The 25,950-nt window shown below is 38.9% G+C and carries 18 protein-coding genes and 1 tRNA gene; 10 read left to right on the top strand and 9 right to left on the bottom strand.

Features of this window, described 5'->3' with window-relative positions; translation table 11 throughout:
• Position 1: 1 nt before the first annotated feature.
• Both Q8S11_RS16400 and lpdA read right to left on the bottom strand, forming a co-directional pair.
• Complete coding sequence (locus Q8S11_RS16400; protein WP_305366263.1) at positions 2-331, bottom strand: multidrug efflux SMR transporter; 330 nt, start codon at positions 329-331, stop codon at positions 2-4.
• Between the two features lie 87 nt (positions 332-418).
• On the bottom strand, positions 419-1,807 hold the full coding sequence (lpdA, locus tag Q8S11_RS16395) for a dihydrolipoyl dehydrogenase (protein ID WP_305663208.1): 1,389 nt from the start codon (positions 1,805-1,807) through the stop codon (positions 419-421).
• Between the two features lie 243 nt (positions 1,808-2,050).
• On the opposite strand from lpdA, the gene Q8S11_RS16390 reads away from it, so the two are divergent.
• Positions 2,051-5,347 carry a TonB-dependent receptor domain-containing protein gene (locus tag Q8S11_RS16390; RefSeq protein ID WP_305663207.1) on the top strand — a complete coding sequence of 1,099 codons (3,297 nt, stop codon included), beginning with the start codon at positions 2,051-2,053 and terminating at the stop codon, positions 5,345-5,347.
• 129 nt (positions 5,348-5,476) lie between these two features.
• Positions 5,477-7,690, top strand: a complete 2,214-nt coding sequence (locus tag Q8S11_RS16385; RefSeq protein ID WP_305663206.1) for a S46 family peptidase — start codon at positions 5,477-5,479, stop codon at positions 7,688-7,690.
• A 129-nt stretch (positions 7,691-7,819) separates the two neighbouring features.
• Here Q8S11_RS16385 and Q8S11_RS16380 read toward each other — a convergent pair whose 3' ends face one another.
• Both Q8S11_RS16380 and Q8S11_RS16375 read right to left on the bottom strand, forming a co-directional pair.
• A complete protein-coding gene (locus tag Q8S11_RS16380; RefSeq protein WP_305663205.1) occupies positions 7,820-9,013 on the bottom strand; it encodes an AIR synthase related protein in 1,194 nt (397 codons plus the stop codon).
• Positions 9,014-9,247: 234 nt separating this feature from the next.
• Positions 9,248-11,422: a glutamine synthetase III gene (locus tag Q8S11_RS16375; RefSeq protein WP_305663204.1), complete on the bottom strand. Its 2,175-nt coding sequence runs from the start codon at positions 11,420-11,422 to the stop codon at positions 9,248-9,250.
• Positions 11,423-11,721: 299 nt separating this feature from the next.
• Between Q8S11_RS16375 and Q8S11_RS16370 the strand changes: the two genes are divergently transcribed.
• Genes Q8S11_RS16370 through fbp form a run of 3 tightly spaced genes read left to right on the top strand, consistent with a single transcriptional unit; the run spans position 11,722 to position 14,035 of the window.
• On the top strand, positions 11,722-12,435 hold the full coding sequence (locus Q8S11_RS16370) for a tRNA1(Val) (adenine(37)-N6)-methyltransferase (RefSeq protein WP_305663203.1): 714 nt from the start codon (positions 11,722-11,724) through the stop codon (positions 12,433-12,435).
• A gap of 13 nt (positions 12,436-12,448) precedes the next feature.
• Positions 12,449-12,943: a metallophosphoesterase gene (locus Q8S11_RS16365; protein ID WP_305663202.1), complete on the top strand. Its 495-nt coding sequence runs from the start codon at positions 12,449-12,451 to the stop codon at positions 12,941-12,943.
• A gap of 21 nt (positions 12,944-12,964) precedes the next feature.
• Positions 12,965-14,035, top strand: a complete 1,071-nt coding sequence (gene fbp, locus Q8S11_RS16360; protein ID WP_305663201.1) for a class 1 fructose-bisphosphatase — start codon at positions 12,965-12,967, stop codon at positions 14,033-14,035.
• Here fbp and rnhA read toward each other — a convergent pair.
• Complete coding sequence (gene rnhA, locus Q8S11_RS16355) at positions 14,032-14,499, bottom strand: ribonuclease HI (protein WP_305663200.1); 468 nt, start codon at positions 14,497-14,499, stop codon at positions 14,032-14,034. The two genes, fbp and rnhA, sit on opposite strands and share 4 nt — an antisense overlap.
• 22 nt (positions 14,500-14,521) lie before the next feature.
• Positions 14,522-16,645, bottom strand: a complete 2,124-nt coding sequence (locus Q8S11_RS16350; RefSeq protein ID WP_305663199.1) for a cation-translocating P-type ATPase — start codon at positions 16,643-16,645, stop codon at positions 14,522-14,524.
• Positions 16,646-16,843: 198 nt separating this feature from the next.
• Between Q8S11_RS16350 and Q8S11_RS16345 the strand changes: the two genes are divergently transcribed.
• From Q8S11_RS16345 to Q8S11_RS16335, 3 genes are all read left to right on the top strand, one after another.
• Positions 16,844-16,917 (top strand) — tRNA-His (locus Q8S11_RS16345).
• Positions 16,918-17,153: 236 nt separating this feature from the next.
• On the top strand, positions 17,154-17,936 hold the full coding sequence (locus Q8S11_RS16340) for a helix-turn-helix domain-containing protein (RefSeq protein WP_305663198.1): 783 nt from the start codon (positions 17,154-17,156) through the stop codon (positions 17,934-17,936).
• A gap of 66 nt (positions 17,937-18,002) precedes the next feature.
• Entirely contained in the window at positions 18,003-18,536 is a 534-nt protein-coding gene (locus Q8S11_RS16335) for a dihydrofolate reductase family protein (protein WP_305663197.1), read from the top strand.
• 397 nt (positions 18,537-18,933) lie between these two features.
• Here Q8S11_RS16335 and Q8S11_RS16330 read toward each other — a convergent pair whose 3' ends face one another.
• From Q8S11_RS16330 to Q8S11_RS16320, 3 genes are all read right to left on the bottom strand, one after another.
• Positions 18,934-19,743: an anti-sigma factor gene (locus tag Q8S11_RS16330; protein ID WP_305663196.1), complete on the bottom strand. Its 810-nt coding sequence runs from the start codon at positions 19,741-19,743 to the stop codon at positions 18,934-18,936.
• Entirely contained in the window at positions 19,744-20,250 is a 507-nt protein-coding gene (locus Q8S11_RS16325) for an RNA polymerase sigma factor (protein ID WP_305663195.1), read from the bottom strand. It lies immediately after the preceding gene.
• A 146-nt stretch (positions 20,251-20,396) separates the two neighbouring features.
• Entirely contained in the window at positions 20,397-20,948 is a 552-nt protein-coding gene (locus Q8S11_RS16320; protein WP_305663194.1) for a fasciclin domain-containing protein, read from the bottom strand.
• A 148-nt stretch (positions 20,949-21,096) separates the two neighbouring features.
• Here Q8S11_RS16320 and Q8S11_RS16315 point away from each other — a divergent pair, with 148 nt between their 5' ends.
• On the top strand, positions 21,097-23,592 hold the full coding sequence (locus Q8S11_RS16315) for a heparinase II/III family protein (protein ID WP_305663193.1): 2,496 nt from the start codon (positions 21,097-21,099) through the stop codon (positions 23,590-23,592).
• A 236-nt stretch (positions 23,593-23,828) separates the two neighbouring features.
• Positions 23,829-25,931, top strand: coding sequence for a PVC-type heme-binding CxxCH protein (locus tag Q8S11_RS16310; RefSeq protein WP_305663192.1), 2,103 nt, complete (start codon positions 23,829-23,831; stop codon positions 25,929-25,931).
• Positions 25,932-25,950: the final 19 nt, after the last annotated feature.

Genomic DNA, 25,950 nt, shown 5'->3' with positions numbered 1-25,950 from the left:
TTCAGACTTTGCTTGAAAGTTTTAATCCAATGATTGAAGATATTAAAAGAAACAGGAAAAACATCCTCCAGAAGTCGGTTGGGTCTTTGAATAGAATTATTCCTGCAATAACCGAACCTGCCGCACCAATTCCGGCCCAAACAGCATAGGATGTGCCCATTGGTAAGGTTTTGGAGGCTAGGAATAAAAGATACATACTGATAGATACACTGATCAGAAAGCCCGTTATCCATAAAACAAATTCAATACCTGTTGCTTCCTTTGCTTTAGCCAGACAGCTTGTAAAGGCTACTTCGAATAATCCACCGATAATAAGGTAAATCCAGGCCATGGTCATTTAATTGATAGTTGACAATTGACAGTTGACAACTGATATCCGGTAATTGTCAATTATCAATTGTCAACTGTCAACTGTCAATTATAAGTGAATCACTTCTCCGTAAGCATCTGCAGCCGCTTCCATAATCGCTTCACTCATAGTAGGGTGTGGGTGTACTGTTTTTACAATATCCATACCAGTAGTCTCGAGTTTTCTGGCTACTACAACCTCAGCAATCATTTCAGTAACATTGGCACCGATCATATGAGCACCCAGGAACTCTCCGTATTTGGCATCGAATATTACTTTTACGAAGCCGTCTTTAGCACCGGCAGCACTTGCTTTTCCTGAAGCAGAAAATGGAAATTTGCCGACTTTGATCTCATATCCGGCTGCCTTAGCAGCTTTTTCTGTATATCCTACAGATGCAATCTCAGGAGAACAGTATGTACATCCCGGTATATTATTATAATTTAAGGGCTCAGGATGATGACCTGCAATTTTTTCGACACAAATAATACCTTCGGCAGAAGCAACATGTGCCAGAGCTTGTCCCTTTACAATATCACCAATAGCATAAACGCCATCGATATTGGTTTTGTAATAATCATCAACCTGAACACGTCCTTTGTCAATTGTGATACCAAGTTCTTCAAGTCCGATATTTTCAATATTGGGACTTACTCCAATAGCAGAAAGAACTATATCACATTCGATTGTCTCATTTCCAACTGCAGTTTTTACGAGCACCTTACATCCGCTGCCGGAAGTGTCAACAGATTCAACATTGGTTCCGGTCATCACATTGATGCCTGCTTTTTTAAAGCTTCTCAATAGTTGCTTAGATATATCTTCATCTTCAACAGGAACAATATTGTCAAGATATTCAACAATAGTAACCTTGGTTCCCAAAGCATTATAGAAATATGCAAACTCAACACCAATGGCTCCTGAGCCAACTATAACCATTGATTTGGGTTGTTGAGGTAAAACCATTGCCTGACGGTATCCTATTACTTTTTTCCCATCCTGTTTTAGGTTTGGTAATTCTCTCGATCTTCCACCTGTAGCAAGTATTGTATGTTTTGCAGTGTATTCCTTAGCGGTGCCATCGGGGTCTTTAACTTCAACTTTTCCGCCTTTTTTTATTATCCCGGTTCCGGTAAGTACATCAATCTTATTCTTTTTCATCAGGAACTGAACCCCCTTACTCATTCCGTCAGCAACACCACGGCTCCGTTTAATAATAGCACCAAAATCAGCATTTGCCTCTTTAACACTTATGCCGTAATCTGAAGCATGATTTATGTATTCAAAAACATTGGCACTTTTTAAAAGGGCTTTTGTGGGAATACATCCCCAGTTTAAACAGATTCCCCCAAGGGATTCCCGTTCTACTATAGCAACTTTTAAGCCTAACTGAGATGCGCGAATTGCTGCCACGTAACCACCAGGCCCGCTTCCTATAATTATGATATCGTAGTTCATATTTTATATTACTAATACATAGAGATTCGGCGCAAATCTAACAAAATACTTAGCGGGTTGGAAATTTTTGAATGGACTATCCTCTCAGAATTGAAAACAGAATGTTGAAAAGTGTGAATTGTCAATAAATACTTCAAAAATTAACATTAAGTTAATACATTAACTGCCTAATATTCAGAATCGCTATTTATCTTTGCCCTGATTATAATAACCAATTAATCATTCTCACTTAAAATACAATTTATGAAGAAGTTTTTACTCTCAACGCTTGTTGGTTTACTCATTGCATTTAATCTGAATGCACAGGTAACAACAAGTAGTTTATCAGGTACTATTCGGGATTCCAAAGAATCACTTATTGGCGCTACGATAAAGGCTACTCATCAGCCAACAGGGACTGTTTATGGTTCCTCTTCCGGCATAGACGGAAGGTTTAATATTCCTAACATGCGTGTAGGGGGGCCTTATCTTATTGTGGTATCTTATGTGGGTTACCAATCTGAGTCATTCAGTGAAATTTTTCTGAAACTTGGTGAGCCATTTGTATTGAATGTATTATTGAATGCCTCCGGAAGGGAGCTACAGGAAGTTGTAATTACAGCTCAGGATCCAAATTCAGTATTGAACGCAAACCGTACAGGCTCAACAACAAACCTTGGCCGAGCTCAGATTCAATCTGTTCCAACCATAACCAGGAGTGTAAACGATCTGACTAAGTTTACACCTCAGGCAAACGGAGCTTCTATTGGTGGTGGAAATTATCGTCAGAACAACTTTACTGTAGATGGTTCTGATTTTAACAACCAATTCGGAATTGGTAGTAATTTACCTGCAGGTGGTTCTCCTATCTCTATTGATGCAATAGAAGAGATTTCAGTGAATGTAACACCATATGACGTTAGAATGTCTGGTTTTGTGGGTAGTGCTATTAATGCGGTTACACGCTCAGGAAGAAATGATTTTTTTGGAAATGCATTTTTTGGTTTTAGAAATGAGAGTAATCAGGGTAATAAGGTAGGTGCTAACAACATTGTTTTACAACCTCTTGATGAAACTCAATATTCTCTTAGTTTAGGAGGACCAATTATTAAAAATAAACTCTTTTTCTTCGCAAATATCGATCGGACCGCTCAGGTTAGACCGGGTCAGAATAGGCTAGCTGCTACACCTGCCGCACCATTTGGCTCAAATCCTAACATTGCACGCCCAACGGCTGCTGAACTTAATGATATTCGCAGCTATTTGATGAGAACCTACAATTATGATCCGGGTATTTACCAGGGATATTCAAACGAAAGCTATAATAATAAAATCCTGGCCAGATTAGACTGGAATATTAATAAAGACCATCGTTTTAATATCCGCTATAATCAGGTTGAAAGTGCTACTCCTTCCTTTATCAGTACCTCAACAGGTGGAACAGGATATAATTTTCCTAATAATGGGGGCAGGAATAATCCGGGTCACTTGCATTTTAGTAACTCAAACTATACACAAGAAGCTAATCAATACTCCCTGGCTGCTGAATTGAACTCTTCATTTGGTTCCAAAATTTCAAATACTTTAAGGGGAAGTTTTACACATCAAAATGACCCAAGAGGCTCTGCAAGTGATGTTTTTCCTTTGGTAGATATTATGAAGGATGGAACGGCTTTTACAACTTTTGGATATGAGCCCTTTACTTATGGAAACTTAAGAGATGTTCAAACCTATAGTTTTACTGATAACCTAACCATGAGTTTAGGAAATCATGAACTAACACTTGGTTTGCAAATGGACTTCAGTACCACAAAAAATGGTTTCCAGCGTTTTGGAACCGGAGCATACCGTTTTAATTCCTGGGATGATTTTGTGAATGGTGCAAAACCTAATGATTATGCAATCACTTATTCGCTATCACCGGGTTATGAACAGGCATTCCCAACCTTTAAATTTCAACAGTATTCGGCCTATTTTCAGGATAATTTCCGTGTAGGAGAGAAGCTGAACATCACTGCAGGTTTACGTTTTGAATTACCTACTTACCCGGATGTACCCGAAATTAAAACTCATCCATTAATTGCACCATTAACTTTTTCTGAAGGCAGAAAACTGGATACCGGAGTATTACCTAAGGAAAGAATCATGTTGTCTCCAAGAATTGGCTTCAATTATGATGTAAAAGGAGATCGGTCTTTACAATTGAGAGGTGGAACCGGTATTTTTACTACCAAAGTTCCATTTGTATGGATTGTTGCTCAATCGGGTGATGCTGGTTTAATACAGTTTACCCAAAACTGGAATGGTACTGCAAATACTCCGGGACCATTCAGTCAGGATATCCGGAAATATCTTCCTGCAACACCACCAACAGCCGGAACATCTATCCCAGCAACGATCAGTGCCATTGACCCTGATTTTAGATTTCCACAAACATGGAAAAGCAGTTTAGCTTTAGATGCTAAGTTGCCATGGGGAATAGTTGGTACTTTAGAGGGTATTTACAATAAGGATCTTAATATTGCTAAAGGAATTAATGTGAATCTAGTAGATCCTGTCGGACTAAATGTTTCAGGATATCCTGATAATCGTCCGATGTATCCTGTTGCTAACGTTAGTAAATTCATAAACAAATTAACTCCAACAGGTCAGGCAAGTGCAACTGGTACTGCAGCATTAAATCCCATTGTTCTATCTAATGCCCAGGATGGACATTCATGGTTCCTAACTGCATCATTAAACAAATCTTTCAGCAGAGGTTTTTCAGCACAGGTATCCTATACCAGAAGTAAGCAGCAAGTTCTTTATGATGGAAATGGTGACCAGTTGCTTAATACCTGGTCCTTAAATCAAAATTCAAATACCGGAAATAATCCGGGATTGAGTTATTCAAACTTTAATATACCTCATCGTGTTATTGCTGGTATTTCATACCGTAAAGAATACATCAAAAATCTTGCTACTTCAGTATCAATGTTCTTAGAGGCTTCACATCAGGGTAGATTTTCTTATACCTATTCTACTGACTTTAACCGTGATGGACAGACCAATGACCTGATCTATATACCAAGAGATCCTAGTGAAATTACTTTTGCAGCACGCCCTGCTTCTACTGCAACAGGCAATGTAGCTTACACAGCACAGCAACAAAGTGATTTATTCTTTGCTTATATTGAGCAGGATGATTACCTGAAGAAGAACAAAGGGAAATATGCTGAGCGTAACGGAGGAGTGATGCCATGGAGAAATCAGGTCGATATCAGGTTAACTCAGGAGATTTTTAAGAACTTTGGCAAAAGCAAAAACAATTTCCAGTTCACAATGGATATTATGAATTTCGGAAATATGTTAAACAGCAATTGGGGTAATGTAAATTTTGTTAAGACTGCGGGAGTACTTGTACCACAGAACGTAGCAGCTCTAACTCCAGGAGGTACAGTCAGGCCTACATTCTGGTTAAATACTTTTGATAACAAGCCGGTTGATTCAACTTTTGGAACTACTCAGACTTTTGCATCAACTTATTACATGCAATTTGGATTCCGTTACAATTTCCAGTAACAATTTTATATGAAATAAAAAGCTTCGGATTTTATCCGGAGCTTTTTATTTGAAAAAATATATCTACCTACAGGTTTTCTGTGTTTTGGCTGTATATTTGCCCTAACCAATTAATTAAAATTCAATTTTATGAAGAAAGTGAATTATGCCGTAGCGCTGCTGCTGGCATTTGTGCTGGGTTTTGGAAATCCGGTTAAAGCCGATGAAGGGATGTGGCTGCCAATGTATATCGGCAAGAATTACGATCAAATGAAAAAGCAGGGATTCAAATTGACCCCTGAGGATCTGTATAGTGTCAATAAGGCGAGTATTAAAGATGCGATTGTATCATTCGGGGGTTTCTGTACGGGTGAAATTGTATCAAAAAATGGCTTGATCTTAACGAATCACCATTGTGGATATGAGGCAATTGCTTCAAATTCAACCATAGAGAACAATATTCTGGATAATGGTTTTTATGCAAAATCCCATCAGGATGAGAAGCCAATTCAGGGTCTTTTCGTTCGCTTTCTTGTCCGTATGGAGGATGTTACCCCAAAAGTAATGGCTGCATTAAATGGAGTTGAAGAAAAAGATAAAGCTGCAAAAATTGCTGAGATCAGCAAAACTATCAGTGCTGATGCAACAGCCGGTACTACCCGGGAGGCAGATGTGAAGGATGTATATAAAGCTAACCAATACCTGCTTTTTATCAATGAGCGATTTAATGACATCCGTTTGGTAGGTACGCCTCCGCAGTCTATCGGTAAATTTGGTGGGGATACAGATAATTGGGAATGGCCGCGACAAACCGGTGATTTTTCTCTTTTTCGTGTTTATGCGGATCAGAATAATAAATCGGCAACTTATTCTGCCAGCAATAAACCTTATACTCCTAAAAAATCACTGCCCATTTCTATAAAAGGAGTGAAGAATGGTGATTTTTCTATGGTCTATGGTTTTCCTGGCCGTACAGATCGCTATCTAACCTCTTATGGTGTGCAGTTGGCCGTTGAAAAAACAAACCCAACAATTGTTAAGCTGCGTGATATTCGCTTGAAAGCCTGGAAGGAAGAGATGGATAAAAGTGCAGATACCCGACTTGCCTTATCATCAAACTATGCCAATATTGCAAATTACTGGAAGTATTTTATCGGTCAGACAGAGCAATTAAATAGGTTAAAGATATATGAAGTGAAACAAAAGCAGGAAAATGAATTCACCCAATGGGCTGCCTCATCACCAGAATATGCAAAATTAATGACTGAATATAATAATTCCTATTCGGCATTCGAACCCTATGCTGTTCATTTTACCTACCTAAATGAAGGTCTGCTTGCCTCTCCATGGGTTAGAAATGTTTCCCAGCTTGGAAATACAATCAATTCTATGAATGCCCGTAAAGATGATGCAGCCTATATTTCCCAGCTGAATCAGAATTTAAATACGATGGTTAATAGCTATCAGAAGACCTATAATGAGACTGCTGATAAGAAGATTTTTGCCCAGATATTAAGCTCCTTTTACCAGGATGTTCCTAAATCACAGCATCCAAAGTTCATTACGTTAATAGCCGAAGATTTTTGGAAAGGTTCAGCAGATGCTACTTTCCAGAATTATGCCGATCATTTATGGAAAAACAGCAAACTAATTGAACCGGAAAGCCTGAGAAAATTTTTAGGTTCACCTTCAATTGAAGAGCTGCAAAATGATCCTGCATATAAATATGCAATGAATCTAATTCCTCAGGATTATGTGAAGAATAATTTTGGTACGGTATATAGTCAGTTTCAGGCCGAGAAAAATCGTCTGGATAATCTTTACCTGAAGGCATTATTGGCAAAAAATAAAGGTGCTTTAATTTATCCGGATGCTAATTCAACCATGCGTATCAGCTACGGACAAATTCAGGATTATAGTCCGAAGGATGGAATTACCTATAACATTACTACCACAATCGATGGGATGATGGCTAAGTATCAACCCGGTGATGATGAATTTGATCTTCCTCAATCCTTAATTGACGCTTATGCCAAACGCGATTTCAGGCAATATGCTGAGAATGGAACCCTTAATGTGGGTTTTATCAGCAACAATGATATCACAGGAGGTAATTCCGGGTCACCGGTTCTGAATGGGAGCGGAGAGCTGATCGGGATTGCCTTTGATGGTAACTGGGAAGCTATGAGCGGAGATATTGCCTTTGATAAGCAGTACAAGCGGACAATTTCTGTAGACATTCGTTTCGTACTCTGGTGTATCGATGTTTTGGGTGGAGCAAAGAATATCATCAATGAAATGGATATCAGAACTAATAAGTTACCTGTTCCAAAGGATAAATTGATAATGAAGAAGACGGAGTAAGTGTTGTCAGTTACCTTTGCCGTTTACCAGCCCGGCAATTTATAATGCTAATCTATTAAAAAAGAAGGCTGACAGGGTTCCAAACCCTGTCAGCCTTCTTCTTAATCCTATAATCCTACAATCCTAATATCAGTAATAGACGAACTCTCCATAATCCGAGCGAATCGTCACTTGCTTCTTTTCTGAATCCTCAACCCGTCCAATTATTTGGGCATCTACATTAAATTCCTTGGATATCCGGATAATATCTTCAGAAATTTCTGAAGGTACATAGAATTCCATCCTATGTCCCATATTGAAAACCTTATACATCTCTTTCCAGTCTGTTCCTGATTGTTCCTGAATTAAGCTGAAAAGAGGAGGAACAGCCATTAGATTATCTTTTATAATATGCAGATTATCAATAAAATGCAATATTTTGGTTTGAGCTCCTCCGCTGCAGTGAACCATACCATGAATTTGAGAACGGTATTGATCGAGAATCTTTTTTATGATAGGCGCATAAGTGCGGGTTGGAGAAAGTACCAGCTTCCCTGCACTAATGCTTAAATGTTCATTAAATTCAGTTGCAGGAATATCAACCATATCTGTCAGTTTTTTATTTCCTGAGAAAAGTAATTCATATGGAACTGCAGGATCATAGCTCTCAGGATACTTCTCGGCAATGTATTTATGAAAAACATCATGCCTTGCAGAGGTCAGACCATTGGATCCCATTCCTCCATTATATTCTGTCTCGTAACTGGCCTTACCATAAGAAGATAACCCAACTATTACATCACCTTTTCGGATTTTATCATTCGAAATAATATCAGACCTTTTCATTCTGCAGGTTACTGTAGAATCGACAATGATTGTTCTGACAATATCCCCAACATCAGCAGTTTCACCTCCGGTTGAATAAATTCCTATCCCTAATTTGCGTAGTTCGCTTAGAATGTCTTCAGTTCCATTGATCAGTTCGGCGATGACCTGACCCGGAATAAGATTTTTATTTCTACCGATAGTTGATGACAATAATATATTATCAGTAGCACCAACACAAAGCAGGTCGTCAAGGTTCATAATTATTGCATCCTGAGCAATTCCTCTCCATACCGACAGATCCCCGGTCTCTTTCCAATATACATAGGCAAGAGATGATTTTGTGCCGGCACCATCGGCATGCATGATATTGCAATAGGCTTCATTCGATCCCAGAATATCCGGGATAATCTTGCAGAATGCCTTCGGAAAAATACCTTTGTCAATATTTTTGATTGCATTATGCACATCTTCTTTATCGGCAGAAACGCCCCTCTGGTTATATTTTAGGTCTGACATTGATACAAAAATAATACTTAGTATTGAGTATTGAGTATTGAGTATTGAGTATTTAGTACTCAATACAATAAATTTTGTTTTTGACTATTATTATATACTTGTAATCAAAAACAATCTGCTAATTCTGTATTATATTAATGGGTCATAAATAAAAAGAGTCCCCAACAAGGAGGACTCTTTTTGAACTTAGTACAAAATTTTCAAATCTCAATACTCTGTACTCAATACTCTGTACTACTTAATAAACAACAACTCTCTAAACTTTGGAAGAGGCCATTTTGCATCATCAACCAGTTGCTCCAATTTATCAACGTGATAACGTATCGGTTCAAAATATGATTTCACTTTTTCATCATAGGCGATGGACTTATCCCGGATATCTTCAATGTTATTGGCTTTTTTGCGCTCGTTAACCATTTCCAGATTTGATGTCCTGATAAAGTTTACATGCGTGGAGATTTTTTTGATGATCTCAAGCTGAGCAGTGTAAGTATCTTCTCCAAGTCCGATTTCTTTCAGGCCTTTAACGTTGTCAATCAATGATGTTTGATAATTGATTGCAGTCGGAATAATCACATTGTCAATCAAATCACCCATAACGCGTGCTTCTATCTGAAGTTTTTTAAAGTAGCTTTCCAGTAAGATTTCATGACGTGCATGCGATTCGCGTTTGCTGAATACACCGGTATCTTCAAATAACTTATCAGTTTTAGGATCCAATAAGACATCCAGCGCTTTGGGAGTAGTTTTAATATTAGATAAACCTCTTTTCGCAGCTTCCTTAGCCCATTCATCGCTATAACCATTTCCTTCAAAACGGATGTTTTTAGATTCCTTGATGTAGCGTTTAATGATAGTCATGATCGCTACGTCTTTCTTTTCGCCTTTTTTGATCAGTTTATCAGCTTCCGCTTTAAATTTATTCAACTGATCAGCAACGATAACATTTAATATGGTCATCGGATTTGCCGAATTCGCTGATGAACCAACTGCGCGAAGCTCAAACTTATTCCCGGTAAATGCCATGGGCGAAGTACGGTTACGGTCGGTATTGTCAAGAAGGATAGAAGGTATTTTTGGGATATTAGTCCACAATGCTGAGTCCTGCTTCATTTTCGAAGTTACCCTTGATGTTTCGATCTCATCCAGTAAATCACTCAACTGACTTCCCAGAAAGGTTGAGATAATGGCCGGAGGGGCTTCATTGGCACCCAGACGGTGATCATTATTAACTGAAGCAATCGATGCTCTTAACAAATCGGAATATTCGTATACAGCCCTAATCGTATTGACAAAGAATGTAAGGAACATCAAATTGTTTTTTGGGGTTTTGCCCGGAGAAAGAAGATTCTTACCGGTATTGGTAATTAAGGACCAGTTATTATGTTTACCTGAGCCGTTTATACCAGCATATGGCTTCTCATGTAGTAAAACCTTGAAGTTATGTCTTCTGGCTACTTTATCCATCAAATCCATTAGTAATGAATTATGGTCGATAGCAAGGTTCATTTCCTCATACAAAGGAGCACATTCAAATTGAGAAGGCGCTACCTCATTGTGACGGGTCTTTAATGGAATACCAAGTTTGATTGCTTCAATTTCCAGATCTTCCATATATGCAAGAACACGTTCCGGAATTGATCCGAAATAATGGTCATCCAGCTGCTGGTTTTTGGCTGACATGTGGCCGAATAAAGTCCTGCCTGTCAGATACATGTCCGGTCTGGCGTTAAACAAGGCTATGTCAACCAGGAAATATTCCTGTTCAATTCCTAGAGAACTGTTCACCTTTTCAATGCCTTTGTCAAAATACTGAGCCACTGCAACTGCTGCCTTGTCCATCAGACTTATGGCTTTTAATAGTGGAGCCTTATAATCCAGTGCTTCGCCAGTATAGGAAATAAATACAGTAGGTATACATAGAGTAGACCCGATAATGAATGCAGGAGATGATGGATCCCATGCAGTATAACCGCGTGCTTCAAAGGTGCTTCTGATTCCACCATTCGGGAAGCTGGATGCATCCGGCTCCTGTTGTGCCAATGCTTCGCCTGAGAATTTTTCAATCCCATGACCGTCTGATCCTGGTTCAAAGAAAGAGTCGTGCTTTTCAGCAGTACTTCCTGTTAAAGGCTGGAACCAGTGGGTATAATGTGTTGCGCCTTTAGACATTGCCCATGACTTCATTGCTGAGGCCACTTGCTCCGAAATACTTCTGTCAATGGCTGTTCCCGAGTTAACAGAGTCGATAATACCATTGTAAGCTTCTTTCGATAAGGTGTCCTTCATTTTTTTCTGGTCGAAGACATTGACACCATATAGTTCAGAAAGTTTTGATGTAGGGGATTTAGCTTCAGGAATAGTCCTAGAAAGTACCGCATTTAATGCTTGGAATCTTAAAGATGACATCGTTTTGCTTGGTTTTGATTAAAATTTTGATAAAAATAAATGTTTTCTAGCGATAATCATAAAAATTATCAAAAAAATCATAAAAAAATCAAAAATTTTGAGCGAAAACCATAAAAATTATAAAAATATTGTGTTTTCTGGCCTAATGTCTCTTAAATATAGTGATTTTTATTTATTCGACACCAGAATGTGCATTAACTTTACGCTTAGCCTATTTCATAATCATTCAAATGAAAGCAAAGCTTTTTCCTAATTTTGAAGCTGATATATTCTGATTATGAAGATTTGTACGAGAGCTGATGTCTACCATTTTTTACTTTAAACAGTTTAGTATCGATCAGGCAAATTGTGCAATGAAGGTAAATACCGATGGAGTATTGCTTGCTGCACTTGCCGATTTTGAGGGCCCAACTAAAATACTTGATGTCGGAACAGGTACCGGACTGATCGCTTTAATGCTTGCGCAAAAATATACATCCGCATTAATTCATGCCGTTGAGATAGATGGAAATGCTGCCAAAACCGCTGAGGGGAATTTTTCAAATTCTCCATTTTCGAACAGGATAGAATTATTCCACAGTTCAATAAGAGATTATTTTGCAGATACTAATGAACTATATGATCTGATTATTTCTAATCCGCCCTTTTTTATTAATTCACTAAGTTCTCAAAGCCCGGATAAAGGCCTTGCCCGACATACGAATCTCTCTTTTTTCGATATACTTCTTACTGAATCAATAAAACATTTAAACCAATCGGGACATCTTTGTGTCATTCTTCCTCTTGAAACAGCTGTCCGGGTAAAAAAAATGGTTTCGAATTCCGGAATTCTAAAAATCCAGAAGGAGATATTGATTCATTCATTTCCCGAATCTAAACCCCATCGCACGATTATGGTTATGGGTTTTGAAAGTCTGGCTACAATACAGCAGGAACTGGTTATTTATCAGAGCCAGGGGGTTTATTCCAGCAATTATAGTAATCTATTAAAGGACTATCTTACAATTTTTTAATGCATATTCATTAATGAAAACCATCGGACTAATATCAGATACCCATGGATACCTGGATGAGGCTGTTTTTAAGCATTTTGAAAACTGCGATGAAATCTGGCATGCAGGTGATTTTGGTACGATTGAAATCGCAGATCGATTGAATGCATTTAAACCATTAAGGGGAGTTTATGGAAATATCGACGGGCAGGATATCAGGTCAAAGTATCCGGAGCATTTAAAATTTGATTGTGAAGAATTAAAAGTTTGGATCACTCATATCGGAGGTTATCCGGGAAGATATTCCCCCGGAATCAGGGAAGAAATTTACCGAAATCCCCCGGGACTTTTCATCTCCGGTCATTCACATATTCTCAAGGTTATTTATGATAAAAAAATTAATTGTTTACACTTGAATCCCGGAGCTGCCGGCAAACAAGGCTGGCACAAAGTTCGCACATTGCTTCGGTTTTGCATTTCAGGAGAAAAAATTCATAACTTAGACGTCATAGAATTGGCAAATAGATAACGTAAAAAGTACACTAAGTATATGAAAGGCATTTTAACATTAGGACAATTTATTATTGAGAAGCAAAGTGATTTCCCATATGCTAAAGGCGAGTTGTCACGATTGTTACGAGATATAGGAATTGCCGCAAAAATTGTTAACCGTGAAGTCAATAAGGCGGGCCTGATGGATATTCTTGGAGATGTTGGTACGATCAATATTCAGGGGGAATCACAAAAAAAATTGGATGTGTTTGCCAATGAACAATTTATAGCTGCACTGAAGAGTGGAGGGGAGTGTTGTATCGTTGCATCAGAGGAGAATGATGAGTTTGTTCAGATAGATGGTGAAGTATCAAAAAACGCAAAATATATTGTTGCAATGGATCCTTTGGATGGCTCCTCAAATATTGATGTAAATGTCGCAGTGGGTACCATTTTTTCTATATACAGAAGGGTTTCAACCGATGGCAGGGCCACCCTGGAAGATGTACTTCAGAATGGTACTGAACAGGTAGCTGCGGGTTATATCATTTATGGTTCTTCTACCATGCTGGTTTATACGACTGGCAAAGGAGTAAATGGATTTACACTAGATCCTTCTATCGGAGAGTTTTGTCTTTCACATCCCAAAATGCAAGTTCCTGAGGATGGATTTATTTATTCGATTAATGAAGGAAATTATGTTCATTTCCCCGAAGGAGTGAAGAAATATTTGAAATATTGCCAGGTTGAGGACGAGCAAACATCACGCCCATATACCTCACGTTATATTGGTTCTATGGTTGCAGATGTACATCGTAATATGATTAAGGGCGGAATATTTATTTATCCTACGACATCAGGAGCTCCCAATGGCAAGCTTCGCCTGGTTTATGAATGTAATCCAATGGCCTTTATTATTGAACAGGCTGGTGGTCGGGCAACAGATGGATTTAACAGAATTCTCGATAAGGATGTTACTTCCCTGCATCAGCGATCTGCAATTTTTATAGGTTCAAAGAACATGGTTCTTAAGATTGAGGAATTGATGCAAACTTATTCATCAAAAACCCCCGATGAGAAAGCAGAAGCAACAATGGAAAAATTAGGAATCATAGGAGGACTGGATTAAAGATTCAATCTGAGTTCCTCTTTCTCAAAATACGTATCAATAAGCAGGTTTTTTTGTTTCGAAGCCTGAACAGCCAGTTCATCACATCGTTCATTTTCGGGGTGTCCGTTATGGCCTTTTACCCAGGTAAAACGAATTTTGTGCTGTTTGTAGACTTCCAGAAATCTCAGCCAGAGATCTTTGTTTTTCTTATCCTTAAAATTAGTTCTGACCCAGTTAAATACCCATTTTTTCTCAACTGAATCAATGATATATTTAGAATCTGAATAGATCATGATCTCCTGCCCCGGATTTTTTATGCTTTCCAGTCCGGTGATTACGGCAAGCAATTCCATGCGATTATTGGTTGTCTTTCGATAACCCTCAGAAATTTCTTTATAATGCTTACCTGACTGGAGTATTACTCCAAATCCTCCGGGACCTGGATTTCCGCTCGATGCTCCGTCAGTATAGATATTGATCATTAAAAATGCTTTTAAGGCGCAATTATAGTGATTTAGTTTTTAAGCGGATAGAATTGCCAATTACAATAACATCCGAAAATGCCATTGTTAAGGCTCCAACCATGGGGTTAAGAAAACCAAATGCCGCTACAGGTATCGCCACAACATTATAGAAAAATGCCCAGAAGAGATTTTGTTTAATCGTTAAAAGTGTATGCTTCCCGATTCTTAACATATGATCTATCACCCCCAGTTCATTCTTTAACAGGACCACTTCGGCAGATTGAATTGCGATCTGACTGGAATCACTCATGGAAATTCCGACGTCAGAAGTAGTTAAAGCAGGGGCATCATTTATTCCATCACCAACCATTGCCGTTTTACCTCTTTTTTTAATCACCTCAATAATCTCAAGCTTTTGATGGGGCTGGGTTTCGGCATATATTTCCTCAATACCCAAAATAGCAGCCAGATCTTCACATTTCTTTTTCAGATCACCACTCAGTAAAATCGGTTTAATCCCCATACTTTTTAAAGTTTTGATCAGACCGGATGCTTCCGGTTTGATCTCATCTTCAATCGAAATCCTGGCTAAAAGGGTTCCGTTCATTTTCAGGAAAAGGCTAAAATCTCCCTGTTCTTCTTCCGGATTTAAAATTTGCCTTGATCCGAATTGATAGGTATTGCCTTCTGAATCAGTCCCGTTCATTCCTAAACCTTTTTCTTCCGATACCTTCGTGAATATTATTTTTTCAGGATTTTCTGCACTAAGCTCTGAAACCAGGGAACGTGCAATTGGATGATTGGAATAGGCTTCTATACCATAAATAATCGATTCAGCTCTCTTTTGTGGAATACTTATACTGTCAATTTTTTTGATTTTAAATTTCCCCGTTGTGAGTGTTCCGGTTTTATCAAAGACCATATATTTTAGCCTGGCGATCTCTTCAAGTGTATTTCCACCCTTGATCAGAATGCCATTTTTAGCAGCCCTGCCCAAACCAACCATCACCGCTGTAGGTGTAGCTAAACCCATAGCACAGGGGCAGGAAATAACCAGCACAGCTATTGCATTCAACATTGATTTTTGGAATGTGAGATCAAAGGAATAATAGGCCAGGACAAAGGTTAAAACGGCAATACCAACCACTACCGGCACAAATATGGCAGCCACCTGATCTCCAAGTTTTTGAATGGGCGGTTTTGCCGACTGTGCTTTTTTCATCAGATCAATGATCTGTGATAAAATAGTATGTTTTCCTGTTTTAGTTACCAGAATATGTATACTGCCTTTTTCAATCAAAGTACCGCCAATTACCTGATCGTATTTCGACTTCTCAACCGGCAGACTCTCGCCGGTAAGCATCGATTCATTGACTGAGGCTTCGCCCCAGATGATCTCCCCATCAACAGGAATTTTATCTCCCGAATTGATGACCAGTGTATCTCCCGTAACTACCTCCTGTGAGTTTATTATTTGTATTTCTCCATTCACCAGTTTATTTGCTTTTGCCTCCTGAAATTTCATCAGATCTTTAACCGCAGAGGTGGTTTGCGAAACAGACCTTTTTTCTAAAACATTTCCTAACAGGACCAATGAAATAATGGTGGCTGCAGTTTCATAGAAAAGATAATCAGGGCCCAAATTCTGAATCGTCCCGTACAAACTATAAATAAAGGCAGCACTGGAGCCGATAAAGATGAGGACATCCATATTGGGGATTCCATTCCTTAATGAATTGAAAGCACTTTTGCCGAAATGGATACATCCTAAAATATAAACCGGAATACATAAGCTTAACTGAACCAGAGGATTGTGCAGCCAATGGAAAGGCAGAAACATATGTGAGAAGAGGGGAATTGTAAAAATGAGACTGAAATAGAATTTGTTCTCTACTTTTTCATGAAATTTTTCAAGTATAGGGATACTTTCCTCACTTACCTTATAACCTAAACCTTCGATATCACTGATGATTAAGGGAGTTTCTGAAGGATGATTGGTTTTGAATTTTACCTCGTCATTGGCAAAATCTACATAGATCTCCTTAAGCCCCTTTTTTTCTAATAATTTATGGACTGATAATGCACAGTTGTTACAATGCATTCCGCTTACCTGAAGTTCAATTAATTCTTCTTTTTCCATACCAATTTCATAGGTTCTTTGCACAAATTTAAAACTTATGAAGGCTAAACTTATATTGAGAGATTATAATGTTCAAAATATGACAAGGTTTACATGATCAGGTTGAGGCTAAATGAGCTTTGAGCTATTCTGGAACGTCATCATGCTGATTATCAATGAGGAAATTTAATTTAAAAAATTTGCAATATCTCCCGAAATGCTTAGTTTTGCAGAAATAAAACGGTGGCTGTAGCTCAGCTGGTTAGAGTATTGGTTTGTGGTGCCGAGGGTCGTGGGTTCGAGCCCCATCAGCCACCCGTTATAGAAAGGTCTTAGTTAATAGCTGAGGCCTTTTTTTTTAGGTTTATGGTAGGTTATAGCTTTCCTGATGAGAATCGGGGATTAAAGCAGTTCTGAAAAGATCAATTTTTTTTATAAACCCCAGGAATACAATTTTTCCTATCAACTCTCAATACACCATTAACAGAATTTTTGCATGATTCAGTTAATCAATTTTGCTCATAAATTATTGACATATACTATATTTATCCATATGTTAATACAGCAGTTTGAAGTTCTTCCAGAGCTGCAGCCCTACGTAAAACTGATATGCACAATGGACTGCGATGATGGTGCAGATACTAATCATATTCGGGTACTACCCGATGCATGTGTGGAGCTATTTGTGAACTACACCAGTACACCACTTGCCATTATTGGAAATGAGTTATACGATCGGAGCATTGTTACATCCCGTATGAGCCGATATTCGGACGTGCAGATGCGCAAAGGTGCTGGTTGTATCGCCATTTGCTTTTATCCCGGAGAGGCTTACCGGTTTTTTAATTTACCTATGCATCAGCTGGCCGACAAAACTCTGGTATTATCTGATTTATGGAATGGTATGGCGGGAGAGATTGAGAGCAAACTGGCTGATTCCTGCAGTCATAAGGAACGTTCAGCAATCCTACAGAAATATCTCTTGCAACAATTGATACGAAATGAACGAGATCAGCAGGTAGCTGAATGTTTGAGGAAAATACAGCGATCAGCTGGTCATATCCTTGTAAGCCAACTCAGTACTGATACCAGCCTCAGCCAACGCCATCTTTCACGAAAGTTTCAGCAAATTGTCGGCTTGTCACCCAAAGAATACCTGCGAGTCTTCAGGTTTATCAGGTCACTTGATCATCTGAAAAAGTATCCTTTACTCTCATTAACCGAGGTAGCTTACCAAAGTGCTTATTACGATCAGGCACATTTTATTCGGGATTTTAAATCTTTTACAGGTCATACGCCCGGGCAGTTCGCTCTTTCGACACATATTTTATATTGATGTCCGTTTTGTACAATTAGAAATAATTGGATTAGTACAATTTTGTTGGACAAAAACATGAACGGTATGCGAAAACTTATATTGGGACTGGCCATTACTTTAGATGGATACATTGAAGGGCCAAATGGTGAATACGACTGGTGTTTTACAGACCAGGACTATGGTTTAAATGAATTCTTTACCCGTGTAGACACGATCTTCATTGGTCGCAAAAGCTACGAAATAGCTCAGCAGCACGCAGATAGCAATAATGGGGAAACGATCCCCGGCATGCCTGTAATGACTGAGTACGTGTTCTCCAGAACACTTACTTCAGTTAAGGAAGGCGCTGTGCTTGTATCCGAAGATAGTATGACAAAGGCGCGAAGGATAAAAGAGCAGCCTGGTAAAGATATCTGGCTTTTCGGTGGTGCATCACTCACTGATGCACTTTTTAATGAAGGACTGATAGACGAATTATGGTTGTCGGTACATCCTATTCTGCTTGGAAGTGGCAAAGCTCTTTTCCGGGAAAAGGAAAGTCGTACTAAAATGAGTTTGCTGGAATCCAAAACTTATGATACCGGTTTGATATCACTGCGATACAGTATTGATTATTGAACGTTTGACGGTAGTGCAGATAAGGTTCAGCTGTTGTCCAGCTTTCTTTACCTTCAAAATCTCAAATGAGATTAGCACTTAATTTAATTAAAAAAAAATCATACCGGGGAAATATATCTACACTTTGGGGTATTATATCTTCAATCTGGGAATCCCTGTCCTGTAAAGGCATTGATTTTGAGCGATTGGCATTGTTTGCCAAATGGCATATAAATTGTCTTATTTAAGTGCCCCCCAAAGGGCATGTTTTTCATAGGTAGATGTAGGGTCGAATACTAGTTATTCGGCCCTTTTTTTATTGAATGACATGAAATTTTCAAATAAAATTTTCTGCAAAACGCTTCCCCGGTTACCTGAAATATTTAAATACGATTTTGTTGGAGGTGAGATCAGATAATCAGATACTTCCGATTGCCATCATTTGATCCATATTTGGATTGGCGCTTCCACCGCGAATTTCGAGTGTGACTGCAAATGCCTGAGCATTTTTGACAGACTTCATTTTCTTCATTCCGGTACTATCTGCATCAGAGTCAAATACCCCTAAGTCAACAGGTTTGCCATCGACCATTGCCCATAACTGATATTGATGATCTTTATCATTAGATGGCATTTTTACGGAGGAAAGATCGATCATGACTTCTTCTTCTTCGGGATTGAACGCAACCAGCATGCTGGCAGCAGGTGCTTTGGCCGATCCTTTAAGTGTAACAAGCTTATAGGCGGCTTGATTTTTATAAAAGTGTAATGCATTTCGGGTATCCCTTAATTCTTCATCAATATAATTCACCTGATTTGAAAAACGTTGATTTCCGGTTTGCAGGACCGCAATTTGGGTGTAAGAATCATTAAGTTTATTGTTCAGATTTACCAGTAAGGCAATACTAATAAAAAGAAGTGCCAGGGATGCAGCGAACGCGTATTTATAAAATTGGCCTGGCTTTGATGAAGCAGCATAAATTGGACGAACATCTGCTGCCGGATTTTCAAGTGAATTTATAACCTTATTCCGCAATTCTTCTGAAGGTTCAATCGCATTTGAAATCGCATAACTTAAAAGTGCAGATTCAATTTCAACCAGTTCTTCTTTAATCTCAGGATATTTCAGGGCATTTTTTTCAACCTCAAGCCTCTCTTCAATGCTTAAATCTCCAAGAACATATTGTTCAAGGATGCCGCTCTCCATATATGATTTGAGGTTTTTCACTTAATTAAATACCTTTCTTAAACTGATTATAGCATTTCTTAACCTGGTTTTGACAGTTCCTAATGGAATTTCAAGTTCTTCCGAGACCTCTGCATGCGTAAAGCCACGGAAATAAATCATGTCAAGAACTATTTTCTGTTCGGGCTTCAATTTAGCAACAAGTTCTTTTAATCCCATAGTTTCAGGATTTAATGTATTACCTGACTGCATTTCTAATGATAATACGTTATTTTCTATGTCTTCGGTTTTTGAACTGTTACGAAAATCTTTTGAACGGGTTTTATCTATCGAAATATTTCGTGCAATATTAACCATCCAGGTGAATAAGCGACCTTTGGATTCATCGTATGAAGAAAAGGAATTCCAGATTCTTACGAAAGTATCCTGAAGTAGATCTTCAGCGATTTCTTCGTGCTGAACAATTCTGAAAATTATACCATAAAGTGAAGATGAATACATGTCATACAAAGCTTCAGCTCCGGCTTTTTCCTTATTACGGAGAGCCATAACCAATTCATCTTCAGATAAGGATATTTTTGTTCTCGGGCTCAATGTTCGAATATGTTCACCTCAGTTTTCAACCTGTTAGACAAATATATAAAAACAATATCCCCGGATATGTTCCGGGGATATTTTGACATTTAACTGATTATTTATTTAGGTAAAACAACCGAGTCAATCACATGGATAACTCCATTCTTCTGATTGACATCGGCAATACTCACTGTTGAAGTGCCTCCATTCTCGTCTTTTAAAACTACATTTTTACCATTCATCATAGCAGATAAGGTACCACCACTTACCGTAGTGAATTGTGCAGTTCCTTTACCGGTTTTGATCGCCTTTACTATATCCGCTGCTGAATATTTACCGGACACAACATGATAGGTAAGGATTTTTGTAAGTGTGGCTTTGTTCTCAGGTTTAACCAGTGTACCAACTGTTCCTTCAGGAAGCTTGTTAAATGCATCATTTGTTGGTGCAAAAACTGTAAATGGTCCATCACTTTTTAGTGTTTCTACGAGACCTGCGGCTTTTACTGCTGCAACTAATGTAGTATGATCCTTAGAATTCACCGCATTGTCAACAATGTCTTTACTTGGGTACATCTCAGCACCACCTACCATTTTGGTTCCTTGTGCAAAACCTGTTGTGCTGATTACAGAAGCTACTAATGCAACAGCCAGAATTATTATTTTTTTCATTTGTTTTTTATTATTTGGGCTCATTTACGAAGTGTAGCCAGGGATGGATTTAATTTTATTATTTTTTTTGAACGATTTTAAATATTTCTGAATATTATGCCTAAATTCGGGTACGTACACGTTTATTTTAGATTTTAATATCAGAATTATGATTAAAGGGGCATTTAAAGTAATATTAGTTCTGGCAATTGTTTTTCCCGGACTTGCTAATGGACAACAAAAATCAAAGATTACTGAGGCTCAAATTGCATCAGTTGATGCTTTGATGAAGATGCCCCTCAATGAGATAAAGAATCTCGTACCACCCGGATCGGGTATTTTTTTTATCGGTTGTCCGAATTGCAACGGGGGTGCTCAGGAGATGGGGATATTAAATTGGGAGCCGGGAATGGCTGATCAGGTTAAATGCAAATTCTGCAGCATGACCTTTCCAAATGAAAAATATCCCCATAATGGCGAAAAAGTAATAATAGCTCCCAGCGGCATAAAACAGGTTTACCGCTATCATCAAAATGCGCAAGGCACTCAGTATTATTATGAGGCCCATGCCTGGTTCGATCGCTGGAAATGGATTCAGCAAATGGCTGTTCAACTGTCTCAGATATGGGCACAGACCAAAGATCCTGACTATGGCGACAGGGCTGCGCTGATTGCAGGTCGTTTCGCACAGCTTTTCCCTGATTATGCGATCCGCTATGATTATCCTAGTGCTCCAAAAAAGTTTTTTCCTGCAAATCAGAAATGGCCTTATGAAGGACTGGTTCCTTATAGGGGAGCCAAATGGAATTGGTGGGCTTATGGAGATATTCCGGTACAGATCGCTACGGCATATGAAAATTTACAGGATGGAGCTTATGACTGGAGCAGAATGGATTCACAAATAGGTAAAAATACTGATCAAAGAATTGTAAAGGACCTATTAATTTCAGGCTATGAGTTTACTGCCGCGAATCCCGAAATTTATACCAATATGTCGCCCGGGATGTACAGGGATATGGTGAGGCTTGGTCGGATACTGAACAGGCCGGATATTGTTCACGATGGGGTGAATCGGTTCAGAGAATTTTTAAAACTTGGTTTTTTTGCGGATGGCTGGTGGAAAGAAGGTACAGTTTCTTATCATGATCAGACAATTGGCGGACTTGAGAGTGTGGCAAAGGCCGCAAAAGGTTATACAGATCCTGCGGATTGGAAAGGCGAACGTTTTGAAAACCTTGATCTGACTGAATCTATGCCTTTTTATAAGAATGCAATCAATGTAAGCCAACATGCAGTATTCCCAAACGGGCATAAACTGCCTCTCAATGATACCTGGGCTAACAGGGCTACACCAGTGAAAACCAGCGGTGTTTCTGTTTCACGCCTTTGGCCCTCACTTGGTAATGCAGCCCTTGCCGCCGGTACCGGAAAGGATCAAACCCTGATCAATGTAAACTGGAGCGGCAATTATGGTCATTCTCACTATGATAATGCTTCCATTATCTTATTTGCCAATGGTGCTGAATTGCTTTCAGATATTGGTTATACCCATTCCAAATATCGTGGCTGGACATTACATACCGCCTCTCATAATACCGTTGTTATAGACCAGAAAGCACAGGATCATGGAACAGTAACAGAACCTGTGACGGGCCGATTAATGTATTATGATGACCAAAACCCGCATGTAAAGGTTGTTGATCTTGATGCATCTCCAGCCTATTCAATAGCCGGCGAATACCGGAGAAGGCTGATATTTGTTCATGCAGCAGAAGGAAGGGATTATGTGATCGATCGTTTTGATGTGGAAGGAGGGGAGACGCACGACTGGTTTTTGCATGGAATGTGTGAAGAAGAAGGAATATTGGAAACGAATATTTCAATGGAACGCCCGGTTAAAACACTGGTACCAGAATGGGGGGGGACTGGTGTACCTCTTAACCAGTATGATTCTGATATCATTGGGAAGAAAATTCATGCCTATTCTTATATGAAAGATATAAAGGCAGGTACCGCAGTAAAACCCTGGACTGCAACCTGGAAATATCAAAATTCCGGACTTCGCACCCATCATATCCCTCAAAAAGATACTGAGATTTTCAGTTTTCGTGCCCCATCTGTCAGGCTTGCTGCTGAAGATGATAATAAACTCGATAATTATATGCGCATTGGAATCATGCAAAGACAAAAAGGAGGCAGATCCAGTTTTATTGCCGTTCATGAACCTTTCCAAAGCCAGCCCTGGATAAAGTCAGTGCGTACGGAAGGTGATACTTATCTAATTGATTATGAATTAAATGGCAAAAATGTTCAAGACCGGATTAGTCTGCAAGGGGATAAAATCAGCCTTATATCAAGTGCAGGATGGAAGTATGATAAAGGCACGTCTCAGTCCGGATTATTAAAAGGTATACATCATGCAGCAGGTAAGTATAATTTAGAACTCGATGCTGATGTCTCTGATGTTTCTCATGTTCGTTTAGATTTTCCCGATCGGTCAAGTTTGTATTTTCCGGCAAAACATATTTCCGGCAGCATCATTCAATTGGAGAATGATCCCGGATTTTCAATGGACAAAGATCGGAGGGTTCGTTTTCATACTTTCCCCCATAATGAGTATTCCGATCCTGTACATTTTACAGTTTTTAGTAAAAGCCCTAATTAAATATAATTTGGATATTAAGATTTTATACCTACTTTTCGGGTACGTTACCGTAATGTAAATTTATCGGTACCCCGAAATATATTTTTAATTAATACGTACTCTTGTAGAGAAAAAATATTATTCAGAGGAGAACGCTGGATAATAGCATAGATAATTAATATTAACCGAGGCCTTTTTCTGTCGATGTGGAAAGAGGTTAAAAAAAAATTACCAGATCATACATAATCAAGCAGGGAATGAAGACTAATTTCAATGGCAAATCAGCCATATTATCATTAACATTTATTTTATTAGCAGTAAACAGTATAGCTCAGCGCTATCCCGGACCTCTAAGTCCGGAGGAGTCAATGAAGACATTAAATGTAGCTAAAGGCTATAAAGTTTCCTTGTTTGCCTCAGAGCCACACGTTTTTGACCCTGTAGCACTCGAATTTGACGAGCAGGGAAATACCTATGTTATTGAAATGCCCGATTATCCCTATGAGGTTGAGCCTGGAAAAGGCCATGGCCGTATCAGGATATTGAAAGATACTGACGGTGATGGTAAAATCGATCAGTCTATCATATTTGCCGAGAATGTAACAGAAGCTACCAGTATGCTCCCATGGAAAGGCGGACTAATAGTAACCGCTGCTCCTAATATTCTCTACCTTAAAGATACCAATGGGGATGGGAAATCTGATATCAGGGAAATTTTGTTTTCCGGGTTCTTTCAGAATAATTCGGAGGCTCAGGTTACCAGTTTGAAATTAGGGATCGATAATTGGATCTACGCAAACAACCGTGGTCAGAGTGGTAAAGTAACTTATAGTAAAACCCCTGATGCGGCACCAGTTGAAGTTAGGGGAGCTGATTTCCGTTTCAGATTAGACCGGGATGTTTTTGAGCTGGAGACCGGCCCGGGACAGTTTGGACAAACAATTAACGACTGGGGACATCGATTCTTTACTGAAAATTCCATTCACTTACAACAAGCTGTCATTCCATGGAGATATACCCACAGACATCCATTTATGCCAAGCAGTAAGTTCAATGTATCTATTACAGACCATGAAGAGATCATGTTTCAGGAGATTCCGCCGGCCTATTGGAGAGCTGAAAGAAGTGCCCGTAGAAACAGGATGTTTAAAGAGGCAAACTTGAACAGAATAGAATGGGCAGAAGATCACTTTACAGGTGCATCCGGAGGTACTATTTACAATGGTGATGCACTGCCACAGGAATTTTATGGCAATATATTTACAACTGATGTATCGGGAAGCCTTGTCCACAGAGATATTTTAAGTCCAAGTGAAACAAGTCCTGTATTCGTCGCAAAACGTGCTGAAACTGAAAAGGACAGAGAGTTTATCTATTCTACTGATACCTGGTTCCGTCCGGTTACCTTCTCAGTTGGCCCCGACGGGTATTTATATATTCTTGATTATTACAGACAACATATCGAAACCCCCGTATCAATACCTGATGATCTTAAAGCCGAAATGGATTTTATGGCCGGTAGTGATATGGGCAGGATTTACCGGCTATTACCAGAAAATGGCACCTATCAGGGTGCAAAAGTAGACCTGAAGAATGCATCTGGTCTTCAATTAGTGGACTATCTGTCGCACAAAAACGGCTGGCATCGAAGTAATGCACAACGTTTGCTGCTGGAACGTCAGGATAAAACTGTTGTTCCTGCTGTGATTTCATTATTTTCGAATAGTCCTGATCCAAGAACAAGGCTACATGCCCTTTATGTACTTGAAGGTTTGAATGCACTTACGCAAAAGATTGTGAAACAGTCATTGCTTGATTCTGAACCCGGAGTTCGGGAAAATGGCATCATACTTGCAGAACGATATCCGAAAAGTAGTAAGCAGTTAATTTCAATGATTAATGATCCATCAAAGCGCGTTGCTTTGCAGGCGGCACTTAGTCTGGGGGAATTTAAAGGTAAAAAGGTGCATGCAGCTTTGGCAGAGGTTATTAAGAAATACGGCCAGAATGATTGGTTCAGGAGTGCAGTAATTAGCTCAGAGGCCGGATCTTCAGTTGAAATTCTAAATTCCCTTGTTCAGGATAAGGAATTCTTTAGCAATGAAGAAACCTGGAAACTTAGTTTTCTTCAGGATTTGTCAAATATTATAGGAGCCAGGTATAACAAGGAACAGTTTTCAGCATATTTAAATACTCTTTCTACTGCTGCACTTTCAGCACCAAACCTGCAAATTGCAGCTTTAAAAGGACTAAAAGCAGGATTAAATAAAAACGAGAATACAAAAGAGCTTTCAGGGCAATTAAATGCCAGTTCAATTGAAGATGTTAAGGAAGGATTCCAATTACTAAGAAAAAATTAAAAATTTTCTTACAGAATAT

Source organism: Daejeonella sp. (assembly GCF_030695525.1).
Lineage (GTDB): Bacteria > Bacteroidota > Bacteroidia > Sphingobacteriales > Sphingobacteriaceae > Daejeonella.
This window is presented reverse-complemented; position numbering and strand designations above follow the sequence as displayed.

Bases quoted from the DNA above. Each gene is read 5' to 3' on its own strand.
- Q8S11_RS16400 (WP_305366263.1), bottom strand. From the start codon at position 331: ATGGCCTGGATTTACCTTATTATCGGTGGATTATTCGAAGTAGCCTTT.
- lpdA (WP_305663208.1), bottom strand. From the start codon at position 1,807: ATGAACTACGATATCATAATTATAGGAAGCGGGCCTGGTGGTTACGTG.
- Q8S11_RS16390 (WP_305663207.1), top strand. From the start codon at position 2,051: ATGAAGAAGTTTTTACTCTCAACGCTTGTTGGTTTACTCATTGCATTT.
- Q8S11_RS16385 (WP_305663206.1), top strand. From the start codon at position 5,477: ATGAAGAAAGTGAATTATGCCGTAGCGCTGCTGCTGGCATTTGTGCTG.
- Q8S11_RS16380 (WP_305663205.1), bottom strand. From the start codon at position 9,013: ATGTCAGACCTAAAATATAACCAGAGGGGCGTTTCTGCCGATAAAGAA.
- Q8S11_RS16375 (WP_305663204.1), bottom strand. From the start codon at position 11,422: ATGTCATCTTTAAGATTCCAAGCATTAAATGCGGTACTTTCTAGGACT.
- Q8S11_RS16370 (WP_305663203.1), top strand. From the start codon at position 11,722: ATGTCTACCATTTTTTACTTTAAACAGTTTAGTATCGATCAGGCAAAT.
- Q8S11_RS16365 (WP_305663202.1), top strand. From the start codon at position 12,449: ATGAAAACCATCGGACTAATATCAGATACCCATGGATACCTGGATGAG.
- fbp (WP_305663201.1), top strand. From the start codon at position 12,965: ATGAAAGGCATTTTAACATTAGGACAATTTATTATTGAGAAGCAAAGT.
- rnhA (WP_305663200.1), bottom strand. From the start codon at position 14,499: ATGATCAATATCTATACTGACGGAGCATCGAGCGGAAATCCAGGTCCC.
- Q8S11_RS16340 (WP_305663198.1), top strand. From the start codon at position 17,154: ATGTTAATACAGCAGTTTGAAGTTCTTCCAGAGCTGCAGCCCTACGTA.
- Q8S11_RS16335 (WP_305663197.1), top strand. From the start codon at position 18,003: ATGCGAAAACTTATATTGGGACTGGCCATTACTTTAGATGGATACATT.
- Q8S11_RS16325 (WP_305663195.1), bottom strand. From the start codon at position 20,250: ATGGCTCTCCGTAATAAGGAAAAAGCCGGAGCTGAAGCTTTGTATGAC.
- Q8S11_RS16320 (WP_305663194.1), bottom strand. From the start codon at position 20,948: ATGAAAAAAATAATAATTCTGGCTGTTGCATTAGTAGCTTCTGTAATC.
- Q8S11_RS16315 (WP_305663193.1), top strand. From the start codon at position 21,097: ATGATTAAAGGGGCATTTAAAGTAATATTAGTTCTGGCAATTGTTTTT.
- Q8S11_RS16310 (WP_305663192.1), top strand. From the start codon at position 23,829: ATGAAGACTAATTTCAATGGCAAATCAGCCATATTATCATTAACATTT.